The sequence below is a fragment of the Flavobacterium sp. RSP49 genome (assembly GCF_003968735.1).
In the GTDB taxonomy this organism is placed as follows: Bacteria; Bacteroidota; Bacteroidia; order Flavobacteriales; family Flavobacteriaceae; genus Flavobacterium.
The window spans coordinates 1-15,315 of record NZ_RYDN01000011.1 but is presented as its reverse complement, the minus strand read 5'-3'; the positions used below and the strand labels follow the sequence as shown (position 1 = coordinate 15,315).

Annotated in this window: 9 protein-coding genes and 1 tRNA gene; 6 read left to right on the top strand and 4 right to left on the bottom strand. The window is 36.0% G+C overall.

Annotation, left to right across the window (positions count from 1 at the left end):
- Positions 1-168: 168 nt before the first annotated feature.
- Positions 169-3,009: a DNA polymerase I gene (gene polA, locus EKM02_RS07595; protein WP_126453840.1), complete on the bottom strand. Its 2,841-nt coding sequence runs from the start codon at positions 3,007-3,009 to the stop codon at positions 169-171.
- A gap of 328 nt (positions 3,010-3,337) precedes the next feature.
- Here polA and EKM02_RS07590 point away from each other — a divergent pair, with 328 nt between their 5' ends.
- Positions 3,338-4,582, top strand: a complete 1,245-nt coding sequence (locus tag EKM02_RS07590) for a metallophosphoesterase (RefSeq protein WP_126453838.1) — start codon at positions 3,338-3,340, stop codon at positions 4,580-4,582.
- Between the two features lie 64 nt (positions 4,583-4,646).
- Positions 4,647-4,943, top strand: a complete 297-nt coding sequence (locus EKM02_RS07585; RefSeq protein WP_126453836.1) for a thioredoxin family protein — start codon at positions 4,647-4,649, stop codon at positions 4,941-4,943.
- A gap of 5 nt (positions 4,944-4,948) precedes the next feature.
- On the opposite strand, the gene EKM02_RS07580 is transcribed toward EKM02_RS07585, so the two are convergent.
- Entirely contained in the window at positions 4,949-5,584 is a 636-nt protein-coding gene (locus EKM02_RS07580; RefSeq protein ID WP_126453984.1) for a polysaccharide deacetylase family protein, read from the bottom strand.
- Positions 5,585-5,656: 72 nt separating this feature from the next.
- The gene (locus tag EKM02_RS07575; protein WP_126453834.1) at positions 5,657-8,938 is read right to left on the bottom strand and encodes a DUF2723 domain-containing protein; all 3,282 of its coding nucleotides are present in this window, start codon (positions 8,936-8,938) and stop codon (positions 5,657-5,659) included.
- 238 nt (positions 8,939-9,176) lie between these two features.
- Between EKM02_RS07575 and EKM02_RS07570 the strand changes: the two genes are divergently transcribed.
- Positions 9,177-9,247, top strand: a tRNA-Gln gene (locus tag EKM02_RS07570).
- Between the two features lie 119 nt (positions 9,248-9,366).
- Here EKM02_RS07570 and EKM02_RS07565 read toward each other — a convergent pair.
- Entirely contained in the window at positions 9,367-10,191 is an 825-nt protein-coding gene (locus tag EKM02_RS07565) for a universal stress protein (RefSeq protein WP_126453832.1), read from the bottom strand.
- A 176-nt stretch (positions 10,192-10,367) separates the two neighbouring features.
- Here EKM02_RS07565 and rimP point away from each other — a divergent pair, with 176 nt between their 5' ends.
- The 3 genes from rimP (at position 10,368) to infB (ending at position 15,115) form a co-directional block, all read left to right on the top strand.
- Positions 10,368-10,832, top strand: coding sequence for a ribosome assembly cofactor RimP (rimP, locus tag EKM02_RS07560; RefSeq protein WP_126453982.1), 465 nt, complete (start codon positions 10,368-10,370; stop codon positions 10,830-10,832).
- Positions 10,833-10,845: 13 nt separating this feature from the next.
- Entirely contained in the window at positions 10,846-12,099 is a 1,254-nt protein-coding gene (gene nusA / locus EKM02_RS07555) for a transcription termination factor NusA (protein ID WP_126453830.1), read from the top strand.
- A gap of 112 nt (positions 12,100-12,211) precedes the next feature.
- A complete protein-coding gene (gene infB / locus EKM02_RS07550) occupies positions 12,212-15,115 on the top strand; it encodes a translation initiation factor IF-2 (RefSeq protein WP_126453828.1) in 2,904 nt (967 codons plus the stop codon).
- Positions 15,116-15,315: the final 200 nt, after the last annotated feature.

Here is a 15,315-nt window from a genome sequence, read left to right as displayed (position 1 = left end):
ATTTCTACTGTTCCTCTCTTTCTTTTAAAAAAAACAATCTTGTCATCTTGCTATTTTCATAAATTGTTTTTTGTTCGTTTTATCAGGAATGAAACAGTGAAATACTGCCGCAATAAAGCGCTAATTGTACTATTAGATGCAATCTTTCTGGGGTATTTCAAGCAGTTATTAATGCGCTTCCAGCCAATCTTTGCCAGTGCCAAGATCTACTTCTAGCGGAACATTTAACTTGAAAGCATGTTCCATTTCATATTTTATCATCGGTTTGATTTTTTCGAGTTCATCATTATGCACATCAAACACAAGCTCATCATGAACCTGTAGCAACATTTTACTTTTCCAGTTTTCGGATGTTAGTTTTCCGTGAATGTTAATCATTGCAATTTTGATGATATCAGCAGCACTGCCTTGAATTGGTGCGTTTACCGCATTTCGTTCTGCGCCACCTCGAACAATGGCGTTTTGAGAATTAATATCTTTCAAATAACGACGACGACCCAGTATTGTTTGTACATAGCCATTCTCTCTTGCAAAATCTATTTGTTCCTGAATGTACGACTTTAATCTTGGATAGGTTTGGTAATACGCTTCAATCAAATCAGCGCTCTCTTTCCGAGATAAGTTAGTTTGATTGCTCAATCCAAAAGCCGAAACACCATATATAATTCCGAAATTGACCGTTTTGGCCTGACTTCGTTGCTCGCGAGTCACTTCTTCCAGCGGAACATTAAAGACTTTTGAAGCAGTAGATTTGTGAATGTCTTCGTGATTCTGAAAGGCTTTGATCATGTTTTCTTCACCGCTTAATGCAGCAATTACTCGCAATTCTATTTGGGAATAATCTGCAGAAACCAATGTGTAATTTTCATCTCGTGCCACAAATGCTTTCCGGATTTGTCGGCCACGTTCGGTTCGAATCGGGATGTTTTGTAAGTTGGGATTATTCGAACTCAATCGTCCTGTTGCCGCAACAGTTTGCATATAATCGGTGTGTATGCGGTTCGTGATTTTGTCAACTTGGTTGGGTAAAGCATCAACATACGTGTTTTGCAGCTTTATCAATTGCCGCCAATCCAGAATGTCTTTTACAATTGGGTTTTCAGCGGCTAAATAGCTTAAGATTTCCTCTCCAGTTGCGTATTGACCGGTTTTGGTTTTCTTTTGTTTGGCTCCTCCAATTTTCAATTTGTCAAATAATACATCGCCCAGTTGTTTTGGGGAAGCGAGATTGAATTTTTCACCGGCAATTTCATAAATATTTGCTTCCAATATCTTTATATCATCATCCAAGGTTTTCGACAGGGATTTCAAGAAATCGACATCGACACGGATTCCTTCTTTTTCCATAGCGGCCAAAACAGGTACCAATGGAATTTCGATTTCCTCAAAAAGTTTTTTGGTGCCGGTTTTGTCTAATTCTAAAGTGAATATTTCCTTGAGTTGCAAAGTTACATCAGCGTCTTCAACCGCATATTCTTTGATTTCTTCCAGTTCAACGTCGCGCATTGATTTCTGGTTTTTCCCTTTTTTTCCAATTAAAGTTTCAATAGATTGCGGGGAATATTTTAAATATGTTTCTGCCAAAATATCCATATTATGACGCATATCCGGATTGATTAGATAATGTGCAATCATGGTATCGAATAGTTTTCCTTTTACGGTAACCTTGTAATTAGAGAGTATCTTTAAATCGTATTTTAAATTCTGACCAATTTTCTCGATGTTTTCATTTTCGAAAAAAGGAATGAATTTCTCGATTAAAACTTGTGCTTCCTCTTGATTTTCCGGAAAAGGAACATAGAATCCTTTTCCTTTTTCGAAAGAAAACGAAATCCCCACTAATTTGGCATGCAAAGCATCTAGACCAGTTGTTTCGGTGTCAAAACATACGGAAGCTTGTTTTTGTAAATTTTGCAACAGCAATTTCAGCCCTAAATCCCCTTGGATTATCTGATACGAATGTTCTGTATTTGCTAGTGAACTATAATATTGATGGCGTGTTTCTTCTGATGAATCTTCCTGAATGGCACTTCCAAAAAGATCAAACTGTTCTTCAGTTTTAGGTTGTGTTTTTTTATATAATTTAGTTTCATCAACCGGGTTATTGGCTGTCGCAGTCGCTCCTTTTTTGAATATAGCGTCAAACTGCTCTGCCATTCGGCGGAATTCTAACTCGTTGAACAGTGCGTCTGTTTTTTCGACATCAGGAGTGGATAATTCATAGTCCGTTTCATCAAAAATAACGGGACAATCCAGTAAAATTGTAGCTAAGGTTTTAGATAATAATCCTTTTTCCTTGTTTGCCTCAATGTTCTCTTTCATTTTTCCTTTCAGCTTATCTGTATTGGCCAAAAGATTTTCCATGGTTCCAAATTCTTTAAGAAACTTCTTTGCAGTAACTTCACCAACCCCAGGAAGTCCTGGAATATTATCCGCCGCATCACCCATCATTCCAAGGAAATCGATTACCTGATCCGGACGTTCAATTTCAAATTTGGCCAAAACCTCCGGGATTCCCCAGATCTCTATTCCATTACCCATTCGGGCAGGTTTGTACATAAATATGTTTTCAGAAACAAGTTGTGCAAAATCCTTATCCGGGGTGACCATAAAAACTTTATAATTTTGTTTTTCGGCTTGTTTGGCAATGGTCCCAATTAGGTCATCAGCCTCATAGCCTTTGACTTCTATTATAGGAATATGCATGGCTTTCAGTAAATCTTGGATATAAGGAATAGCAATTTTTATGGCTTCCGGAGTAGCATCACGATGGGCTTTGTATTCCGGGAAGATGTCATTTCTCAACTGGCTGCCACCATTGTCAAAAGCAACGGCTAAATGATCTGGTTTTTCTCTTTTTATAACATCCATCAATGAATTCATAAAACCCATAATGGCGGATGTATCCATTCCTTTAGAATTGATCCGTGGATTTTTTATAAAAGCATAATAGCCTCTGAAGATTAGGGCATAGGCATCAAGAAGAAACAGACGTTTTTGTTGTGACATGAATTGTAATTTTTGTAAAGTTTTCAAAAGTACAAAACTTGTCAGATAAAGGCATAAAATATTTCTTCAAATCAATTTCACTATGTTTTTTAAAATAAAATAGGAGAAACAGGGGCTTAGGTGCAGCGATTTTATATTTGTTAAACTTGTTTATTAAATAAAGTACGAATAATTTGTACGATAACGGTTTTGCTTTTTATTTAAAATTAAGTTTTCTATTTCAGCTAAGCTGTTTCAAGTTGATTTAATGTAATTTTAGTTAAATTTAGATTAATAAAAACGCATACTATTTTCTTAATTTGTTATTTTGTGTAAAATTTGATTAAAAATGATTTTCCGTGTCGTATTCTTGTGTTCAATTCTACTTATTATTGAGCTGTATACTTTTCAGATCTTAAAAACTTTGATAAAATCAAAACTAATATTGTTTTCAATTCAGGGTATAAGCCTATTAGTTTTAATATATATCGTGTATTCTTTAATGCAATTTGACCGTAGCGTAGGACAAACCCAGCAATTCATGTTTAGTATGGGATTGTTGCTTATTGTTTATGTTCCAAAATTAATTTTAGCCTTAATTTTAATAGGGGAAGACATTTTTAGAGTAGGTGCTGGAGCCTTAAATTTTTTCGTGGATTATGACAAGAGTACTGATTTCCTTTATTCCAGAAGAAAGTTTATCAGTCAAATAGGATTAGGGTTAGCGGCGGTTCCGTTTTTATCCTTGATATATGGAGTCACGATTGGGAAATACAATTACAAAGTGATCAGGCAGCGTATTTTTTTTCCGGATTTACCGGATGCTTTTGATGGTTTTAAAATTACTCAAATATCCGATGTTCATAGTGGAAGCTTTGATGACCCGGAAAAAATTAATTATGCGATTGACTTGGTAAATGAGCAAAATTCAGATATGATTCTGTTTACTGGAGATATTGTCAATACGCACGCCAAAGAGATGCATCCTTGGATAGAAACATTCAACCGAATTAAGAAACATGAATATGGCAAATATTCCGTTTTGGGGAATCATGATTACGGAGAATATGTAACCTGGCCAAGTGAAGCCGCAAAAGCAGATAATTTTAAGGCAATAAAAAATTTATACGGAGAAATTGGGTTTGATTTATTGCTGAATGAGCATACGTTTATCGAGAAAGGAGATGCCAAAATAGCATTAGTAGGTGTCGAAAACTGGGGACATAATTTCAAGCAGGCCGGAGATTTGAATAAGGCTTCAGGGCAGTTAAAGAAAGAAGATTTCAAGATTTTGATGAGCCATGACCCTTCCCATTGGGAGCACGTGGTGCAGCACGATGATAAACACTACCACCTTACGCTTTCCGGGCACACACACGGAATGCAATTTGGAATCGAAATTCCCGGTTATTTCAAATGGAGTTTGGCGCAATACGTATACAAACAATGGGCCGGCTTATATGAAAACCTGGGAAGATACGTTTATGTCAATAGGGGATTTGGTTTTCATGCCTTTCCTGGCAGAGTAGGAATCATGCCGGAAATAACGGTCATCGAACTAAAAAAAGGCACTAATGTAGCAGAATTCGTTTAAAATGCTACATTTGTAAAATTAACATCTCTGTTTAGTGAATTTTAAAAATTAAATTTTTGGTTTTATGTCAAAATTTGGAGAACTTATAAATACTAAAATTCCGGTATTAATTGACTTTTATACGGAGTGGAATGAATCCTCCGTTTTAATGCATCCTGTGATCAGAGATGTAGCGGCGGCTCTTGGCGATAAAGCGAAAGTCATTAAAATTGACGTGGATAAAAATCAAGAATTAGTGGATGCTTTGCGGATCAAAGGGTTGCCTACGTTGATGATCTATAAACAAGGTCAGATGATCTGGAGACAGTCCGGAGAACTTGACGCCAATACGATAATTAGTCTCGTTCAGGAACAATTGTAATATTTTTATAAAGGGTTGCACTTAAAATTATTTTCTTTTAAATAAGCTAGTGTTTTTGGCAACACGTATTGTAGGTTCTTGAACGCTTTTATACTGTCGTGAAAAACAATAATACTCCCCGGTCTTACATTTGACAACACATTATTCAGGCATTTTTCTTTAGATATTGTGGCATCAAAATCAGCACTTAGGACATCCCACATAATTATTTTGTACCCTAGTCTTTGTAGTTTTTTTGATTGCGATTTTTTTATTTTTCCATACGGAGGGCGAAAAAGTTTAGCGTCTGGATGGGTGTGGTTTTCAATCGCTTCTTGAGCTTGTTTCGTGTTTTTGATGTACGTCTCAGTAGTTGTTTGCCAGCCATTTAAGTGGTTGAAAGTGTGGTTTCCTATGGTGTGGCCTTCCCGAATCACCTTTTTGAATATTTCAGAATTTTTTTCGATATTATTTCCAATACAGAAAAAAGTGGCTTTGATTCCGTATTTTTTTAATTCCACCAAAACCCATTCTGTAACTTCTGGAATGGGGCCGTCATCAAAGGTAAGGTATACAGTATTTCCTGTATTGGAGACATCCCAACTATAATTAGAGAATATTTTTTTTATAATCGAATGGGTCTTTGTCCAATACAATTTCATTTTTTTCATTTTAAAATTAAAAAAAATAGCGACATTTTTCAATGTCACTATTTTTTTAATGGATCTTTAATATTACTCCTTGTCGCGTCCAAAACGTTCAAACATTTTGATGTACGTATTGAAGACAATTTTGTTCTTATTGTAAAATGCGAGATCGCCATTTTCTTTCATGACTTGCAAGAGGCTTCTGTAGCGCTCAATATCAGTTATGATTGGAATTGCAATACTGCTTTGTTCAGAAGATTTAAGATTGCCATAATAGTTGAGGTTTTCTTGGTACTTAAAGACTAATCGGTCCAATAATTGTTCGGCTTTTATTTTTTCGCCAGTTTTATAATAGCCTCCCGCAAAAGGTTCTACTAATGAATAATAGCCAAAGCTGTCCAAAGGCATTTTTGCCATAGCTAAATCAATGATTTTTTTGGCTTTTTCTTTCTGTCCTTCCAGGATTAACTGATTCATCAATCTTGACAGATTGTTTCGGTAGGTAATGCTATTTTTTCTGGTTTCTGGATCATGATAAATAGAAGGACTATCACTATTTCCCCAATCCCATTTCATGACCTTTGCATACATTCTGTCAGTGTCTATTTGTCCCATTTCAAGTGGACTTCCATCTTTGGACATTGGAGTTTTTATTGGAACTAGTTTGTACACCATACCTTCGAGTTGAAGATATTCTTTCATCCAGAGGTAGTCCTCGCTATCATAAGCACCACCGCTAAAATAAATGGGTCTTTTCCAGTTGTTATTAGCAACAATGTCAAGCATCATTAATCTGTTTTTGTACAAAGCATTCCCTTTGATGTCGATATCAATATAAGACACTATAGCGTCATTGTATTTAGGGGATACTACTTTATTTTGTATGACCGTATTTTTGTCAACGGGAATCCGAATCTTATTGGTTGGGTAAAAATGGATGGTTTGTCCGTTTTGCATTCCTACCGTTGATTTTGGATTTTTAATAAAATCGATAAAATCTTTTATATCCCAGCGACTTTCAATTTTTGGAATATGGGCTACATAGTCTAATTTATCTCCTACATATTCCTCGTGTGTAAATGAAACCGGTACCGGGTCTGATTCGTATGTTTTGGTTTTCATTTGATCGATATACCAGTCCGTCATGAATAAACTGGTGTTTACAATTTTGACATCGGTTCTTATTTTTTCAATTTCCTGTGCGTACCAAAGCGGGAAAGTGTCATTGTCTCCAATGGTGAATAAAATGGCATTAGGGTCACACGAGGTAAGATACGCTTTTGCCATAGACAAGGCGGTATATTTGCCGGAACGGTCGTGGTCATCCCAGTTTTGTGACGCCATAAGCATTGGTGCTGCTACTAAACTTAATGCGATAAGGAGAGGGCCAGCTATTTTTGGAGCGAGATGTTTTTTGACACTTTCATACAAGGCGTAAACACCAAAGCCTATCCAGATGGCAAATACATAAAAGGAGCCTACCAGTGCATAATCCCTTTCTCGAGGTTCAAAAGGTCTTTCGTTCAAATAAATTTTCAGGGCTATTCCCGTAAAAAGGAACAAGGCAAGCAAAACATAAAAGCTTTTTAAATCCTTATTGGCATGATACATAAGTCCAATAAGGCCCAGAATAAAAGGCAAAAAGAAATATACATTCCGACCTTTATTGTTCAATACATCCGATGGTAAGTTGTCCTGACTTCCTAAATGCAATTCATCAATGAATTTTATACCACTGAGCCAGTTGCCATCCAGATAATCGTATCGTCCCTGAACATCATTTTGACGGCCAACAAAATTCCACATCAAGTACCTCCAATACATGTATCCAAATTGATACTCTACCATAAAACCTAGATTGTCCGCAGTTGTTGGTTTTTCAACAATCAAATAGTCGCCATAACTTTTTAGGAAGGTGACATATCCTTCGTTGTCAATTTGTTTTTGTGCGTAGGCTTGTCTGAATTCAGAAATTATTTTTTGAGTTTCATTTTTGAGTTGAGCAATCGCTTTATTATAATCTTCTTCACTAAGCTGACTGGCATCAATACCGTATTTTGCTAAATCATCCTCGTAAGGATAATTAGGATTTAATTTGAATTGAGGCGGATTGGTAAAATTCATGTAATTTTCAATATGTCCATCGCTCCACATTCTTGGCAGAATGGTTTTGTGATTATCATCTGAATTTTGGGAAGCATTTTTATAATTATTGACAATAACATATTTCCCTGTTTTATAATCTCTTTCATAATTGGGTGCTTTGTCTAAATAAGGATTATTGGCATCTAATCCGGCAAAATTCTCTGTGTATTGTGGACCATAGAACAATGCATTTACGCCATATTGTTCTCTATTGTAATAGGCTAAAACTTCGCGGGCATCAGACGGTTTGTTTTCATTGATTACAGTATTTGCATTTGCTCGAATGGGTAGCATCATCCATGTCGAGAAACCAATTAAAATAAAAAGGATGCAAAGAATTATGGTGTTGTAGAACACAAACCCTTTTTGTTTGGTGTATTTCAATCCAAAGTAAAAGAAAGCAATCAAAGCTATTGTAACAAACACAGTACCCGAGTCAAACGGCAGTCCTAAACTATTGACCATAAAAACTTCTGTTTTACCAAAGAATCCCATGGTCATAGGAAGTAGCAATTTGAAAATAAACAACAAAATAGCAATTACTACAACATTTGCAATAAGGAAACTTTTAACTGTTACTACCTTATAGTTTTTAAAAAAATAAAGAAAACCTATTGCGGGAATTGTTAGTAATGCCATAAAGTGAACCCCAAAGGAAAGTCCTACAACAAGAGAAATAATCAATAACCACTTATTTCCTCTTGGAGTATTCATGTCTTGCTCCCAGCGTAAACCCAGCCAAAACAATAGGGCAATAAACAAGGATGCCATGGCGTAAACCTCAGCCTCGACAGCATTGTACCAAAAGCTATCTGAAAAGGTGAAGGCTAAAGCACCAACAAATGAACTTCCTAGTATAACGATTTCATTGTTTCTGTTAGTCTCTGAAAATCGGGAAATCAATTTTTTTAGAAGTATGGACGAAGACCAAAAAAGGAATAAAATAGTAAAGGCACTCGAGAATACAGACATCATATTTACCATTAAGGCAATGTGTTGATCATCTGATGCAAACATGGCAAAAAAAGCGCCAATCATCTGGTATAAAGGAGCTCCCGGAGGGTGGCCAACTTGAAGTTTTGCTGCGGTGGAAATGTATTCGCCACAATCCCAAAAACTCATAGTAGGCTCAACAGTTAAAGTGTAAGTTAATAATGCGATTCCAAATGTTAACCAACCAATAATTGTGTTCCATTTATTGAAGTTGAATGTTCCTTTGTCCATGTATTAAAATTTAGTTTAAATGTAAGTTACAAAGAAAATGTTTTTTTATTTAACCCTAGTAGCATTAACACTATTTTCTGGAAAAGTAATAAAATTCAATAATCAATTGATTGTAAAGCTCTTTTGAGATGCTTTGCAGCTGATTTTATTTTTTGTTGTTATTTTTTTAATAAAAAGACAAAAAAAATTTGTGCAAACTAAATATTATTTTAAATTTGCACTCGCTTAGCAGCAATGCTGGTCTATGGTGTAATGGTAACACAACTGTTTTTGGTGCAGTCGTTCAAGGTTCGAGTCCTTGTAGACCAACAAAAAACCTCTCAATTCCTGAGAGGTTTTTTTATAGATAAAATTCTGAGTAGTGTTTGTTGGGATTTTCGAGATAAGAGAATGAAGTTGGTTAGTTGTTTTTGCAAAGCCAAAAGGAGTTAAATTCTAAAAGTGATAACAGGTCTGGTGGTGTGGTTTACTAAGTCCTCACTGATGCTTCCGTTAAAAAAATGCGCTAAACCAGTTCTGCCATGAGTGCAAAGGCCAATTAAATCAGCATCTATTGTTTTTGAAAAATTGATTATTCCACTTTCAATATTTGCATCATTAAATAGATGTGAGGAGTAGTTTGGAAGATCAAATTCAGCCATAAAAGCGCCCATCACCTTTTCGGCAGCAAGAGTGGTCTTAAAACTATTGGGAGTGCAAATCATGACTAAAAACAAATTGGCATCAAAGATCTTCGCGAACTCCATCATTTTTTTAAAAGGCTTTTTAGCTTCTTTTGAAAAATCAGAGGCAAAGACGAAATTTTTAAATTTTAATTTACCTACATCTTTTTTTATAACTAAAACTGGAATTTCGGAGAGTCGGACCACTTTTTCAGTATTAGAGCCAATAATGATTTCTTCAATGCCTGAAGTGCCATGAGAGCCCATAACGATTAAATCAATTTTATTCTTTTTGTTAAAGGATAAAATACCGCTAAAAGCTTTTTCAAATTGTACAGAGACATGTACCGGAATTCCTTTCAAATAGGGCTGTTCTTTTATTTTTTGAAGGTTTTCGTTAACTTTTTTGATGAACAACATAAGCGCCGGAGTAATGTCTGCTCCAGTAACAGAGTCATTCATGTGGTTTGGGAGTTCTAACAAATGCAATAGGAATATTTCACACTTGTTTTTTCTTGCAATTACAGCAGCCACTTTTAGAGCGTTTCCGGCATGATCAGAAAAATCGGTTGGGACTAAAATACGTTTCATAATTACAGCGTATTAAATTATGGTAAAACTGTTGTTTTGAATAGTTCATTAAAGATAAGAAATTATTTTAGAGCAATCGATTATTTTGGTTTATAAAAAAAAACACTATATTTGCACCGTTGTTTATTAAAATCTAGATAATGAGGGGACTAAATGTCCCCTCTTTTTATAAGAGTATGACATTTAAAGAAAAAGTAAGCACGTTATTGGCAGAAGGCCTGGTGGAGAAGCCGTCAATTTTTTTGATAGACCTGATTATCACGGATGCTTTTAAGGTTATTGTGACCTTGGATGGGGATAATGGAGTGGCGCTTCAGGATTGTATTGATGTGAGCCGTTCCCTAGACAATAACCTGGACCGTGAGGAGCAGGATTTTTCTTTAGAAGTGGCTTCGGTAGGAGTAGGATCTCCATTGAAATTGATCAGACAATACAAGAAAAATATAGGGCGTACATTGATTGTGAAGACTGGAGCAGAAATAATTGAAGCGGAATTAGTGGAAGCTAATGATGATTTTGTAATTTTGTCATGGGAAGCAAGAGAGCCAAAAAAGATAGGTAAAGGGAAGGAGACCGTTCAAAAAGAACTTAAACTACCTTACGGAGACATTAAAGAAGCAATTGTTACAGTAACATTTTAATTAAAGAATTCGCATGGAAAATTTAGCATTGATCGATTCATTCTCAGAGTTTAAAGATGATAAACTTATTGATCGTGTAACGCTTATGGCAATTTTAGAAGATGTATTTAGAAATGCATTGAAAAAAAAATACGGTTCAGATGATAATTTCGATATCATTATAAATCCTGATAAAGGAGATATGGAGATTTGGCAAAGAAGAGTAATTGTTGCGGATGAAGACTTGGATTTTGATCACCTTGAAATTACATTGACTGAAGCTAGAAAAATAGAGCCTGATTTTGAAATTGGAGAAGAGGTTTCTGAAGAAGTTAAATTAATTGATTTAGGAAGAAGAGCAATTTTAGCTTTGCGTCAGAATTTGATTTCTAAAATTCATGAACACGATAACACCAATCTTTACAAGCAGTTTAAAGATTTAATAGGAGATATTTACACCGCTGAAGTGCACCACGTGCGTCCAAGAGTTGTGATTTTAGTTGATGATGAAGGCAATGAAATTATTTTGCCAAAAGAAAAACAAATACCTTCTGATTTTTTCCGCAAGGGAGATAATGTAAGAGGGATAATTGAAAGCGTTGAGTTGAAGGGAAATAAACCTCAAATTATTATGTCTAGAACTTCAGAGAAATTCTTGGAAAAATTGTTTGAGCAAGAAATTCCAGAAGTATTTGATGGTTTAATCATGGTAAAGAAAGTGGTTAGAATACCTGGCGAAAAAGCAAAAGTAGCTGTTGATTCTTATGACGACAGAATAGATCCTGTGGGTGCCTGTGTGGGTATGAAAGGGTCTCGTATTCATGGAATCGTACGTGAATTAGGTAATGAAAATATAGATGTTATCAATTATACAAGCAACATTCAATTGTTTATCACAAGAGCATTAAGCCCTGCAAAAGTATCTTCAATCAAGATTAATGAAGAGACTAAAAGAGCAGAGGTTTTCTTGAAGCTTGAAGAGGTTTCAAAAGCAATTGGTCGTGGGGGACACAATATCAAATTAGCGGGCTTACTAACGGGCTATGAATTAGACGTTATTCGTGAAGGTGATGTTGCTGGTGCTACCGCTGATGATGATGATGTTGAATTAACAGAGTTTTCAGATGAAATTGAAGACTGGGTTATTGAAGAATTTGCAAAAATTGGATTGGATACTGCAAAAAGTATCTTAAAGCAAGATGTAGAAGATTTAGTACGAAGAACAGATCTGGAAGAGGAAACGATTCTGGATGTAATGAGAATATTGAAAGAAGAATTTGATAGTTAGTCATTAAATCTTCAACGATAAACATGCCATTTTACAATTAATTCTTGCTCGGTAGGTATCGAGTCGGGAGTAAAGTGAGGAATAACAAAAAAGGTAATAATAAAAAGGTTTTATGTCTGAAGAGAGAATTATTAGAATAAACAAAGTTTTAAGGGAATTGAATATTTCTTTGGAAAGAGCTGTGGATTATCTAAAAGATAAAGGGATAGCTATTGAAGCAAACCCAAACACAAAAATTTCTGATGATGTATACAATGTCTTGTGCGGTCAATTTGCAGGTGACAAAGGGAATAAAGAAGCTTCGAAAGAAGTTGGGGAAGAAAAAAGAAAAGAAAAAGAGGCTTTGCGTTTAGAACGAGAGAAAGAAATCGAAGACAAACGTAAGATTGAGGAAGAGCGTCTGAAACAGCAAGAAGTGATAAAGGCGAGAGCAGTTATAGCGGGTCCTGTTCAGGTAGGTAAGATTGATCTTAATCCTAAAAAACCTTCCATCGTTCCTCCTGCGAAGGCGATTGAAAAAGTGGAGACTCCAGTTGCTAAAGTAGCGGAGGGGAAAGCAATTCAAAAAGAAGCTTCAACAGAAAAACGGTCGCCAGAAAAATCTTTAGAAGAAAAACCTGTTTCAGATAAAAAAGAGATAAAACCGGTTGTTGGAATTAAAGAGGTAAAAAAAGAGACTGTAAAAGCAGTCCCTGCTGAACCAAAAGAGGTAGCGAAAACGGAAATCGCTAAAACTGATGACGTGCCTGTTGATGAAACCATCACAACGCAATATCAAAAATTATCAGGAACTACTTTGACAGGACAGGTCATTGATTTGTCACAATTCAACAAACCAAAAAAGAAAAAAGAAGAACCTAAAATCACTCCTAATAAACCGGGTGCTCCAGGATCGGCTGCGGCTAATGCTAATGCAAATAAAAATAAGCGTAAAAGGATTGCTCCTAAACCGGGAGCTCCAAGGCCGCCTGCAGTTCCAGGAGTTCCGGGAGCGCCAAATCCTAACAAGATTACGCCAAATGTTGGTGGTGGCGGATTTAATGCTAACAGAAGTGCAAGACCTGGTTTCGTAAGAGGAAACAGGCCTGCGATTGTTGCTAAAGTAGAGCCTACGGAAGAAGAAGTAAAAAACCAAATTAGAGAGACTTTAGAAAAACTTCAAGGAAAAGGAGGTAAATCTAAAGCTGCTAAATATAGAAGAGATAAGAGAGATACGCATCGTCAAAAATCAGATGACGAGCAAAGAGCTATAGACGAAGGAAGTAAAACGATTAAGGTTACTGAATTTGTTACCGTTGGTGAAATTGCTATCATGATGGATGTGCCAATTACAAAAGTTATTGGAACTTGTATGTCGCTTGGAATCATGGTTACGATGAATCAGCGTCTTGATGCGGAAACATTGACAATTGTTGCGGATGAGTTTGGTTATGAAGTTGAATTTATCACGGTAGATATTGAAGAGGCCATTCAGGTAGTTGCTGATAAAGAGGAAGATTTGGTTTTCAGAGCGCCTATTGTTACGGTTATGGGTCACGTCGATCACGGTAAAACATCGTTACTGGATTACGTTCGTAAAGAAAACGTAATCGCAGGGGAGTCTGGAGGAATTACACAACATATTGGTGCCTACGGAGTAACTTTGGATAACGGACAAAAAATTGCATTCTTAGATACACCGGGTCACGAAGCTTTTACAGCGATGCGCGCGCGTGGTGCTCAAGTTACGGATATTGCAATTATTGTGATTGCTGCGGATGATGACATCATGCCACAAACGAAAGAAGCGATCAGTCATGCTCAAGCAGCAGGTGTTCCTATTATATTTGCCATTAATAAAATTGATAAGCCAAATGCCAATCCTGAAAAAGTAAAAGAAAGATTAGCGGGTATGAATTTACTAGTAGAAGATTGGGGTGGAAAAATTCAATCTCATGATATCTCGGCGAAAGTTGGTACAGGTGTCAAAGAATTATTAGAGAAGGTATTGTTAGAAGCAGAACTTTTAGATTTAAAATCAAATCCAAATAAAGCGGCTCAAGGTACAGTGGTTGAAGCATTTCTTGATAAAGGAAAAGGATATGTTTCTACTATATTAGTACAGCACGGAACGTTACGAGTTGGTGATTATATGTTAGCAGGGAAGCATCATGGTAAGATAAAAGCCATGCATGATGAAAGAGGGAATATAGTTACAGTTGCGGGACCTTCAACTCCGGTTTCTGTTCTGGGTCTTGATGGAGCAGCCACTGCAGGGGATAAGTTCAATATTTTTGAAGATGAAAAAGAAGCCAAACAAATTGCTTCAAAACGTTCTCAATTGATGCGTGAGCAGTCTGTACGTACACAACGACACATTACATTGGATGAAATTGGACGAAGAATAGCATTGGGTCAATTTAAAGAATTAAATATTATCCTTAAGGGAGATGTGGATGGTTCTGTTGAAGCATTGTCTGATTCGTTCTCTAAATTATCTACCGAAGAAATTCAAATTAATATTATTCATAAAGGGGTTGGTGCAATTACAGAAACTGACGTAATGTTGGCTTCGGCATCGGATGCAATCATCATCGGATTCAATGTTCGTCCTGCTGGAAACGCAAGACAATTAGCAGATAAAGAAGAAATCGATATCCGTTACTATTCTATTATTTATGCTGCAATTGATGACTTGAAAGATGCCATGGAAGGGATGTTAGCTCCGGAAATGAAAGAAGAGATTCTGGGTACTGCGGAGATCAGAGAGATATTCAAAATCTCTAAAGTTGGTTCAATTGCGGGTTGTATGGTAATGGACGGTAAAATTTCCAGAAGTGCTAAAATGAGAATCATTAGAGATGGTGTGGTGGTGCATACAGGTGAACTGATAGCACTGAAACGTTTCAAAGATGATGTTAAAGAGGTTGCTAAAGGCTATGATTGTGGAATTCAGATCAAGGGATATAATGACATTGAGGAAAGAGATGTTATTGAATCTTACCATGAGGTAGCAATTAAGAAGAAATTGAAATAGAATTGTATTATTTATTATTAAAATCCCGACTAGTCGGGATTTTTTTGTTTTAAACAAAGGCTGCTTTAGTCTTGAAATTTTTTTTAAATGGTTGAATAAAAAAGGGCTTTTATTTTAAGGATGTGTCCCGTCCTGAAATAGCGATACACAAAAAGTATCCTAATGGAAAAACATGAAGAAACACGCTATGTGAAGCGGAC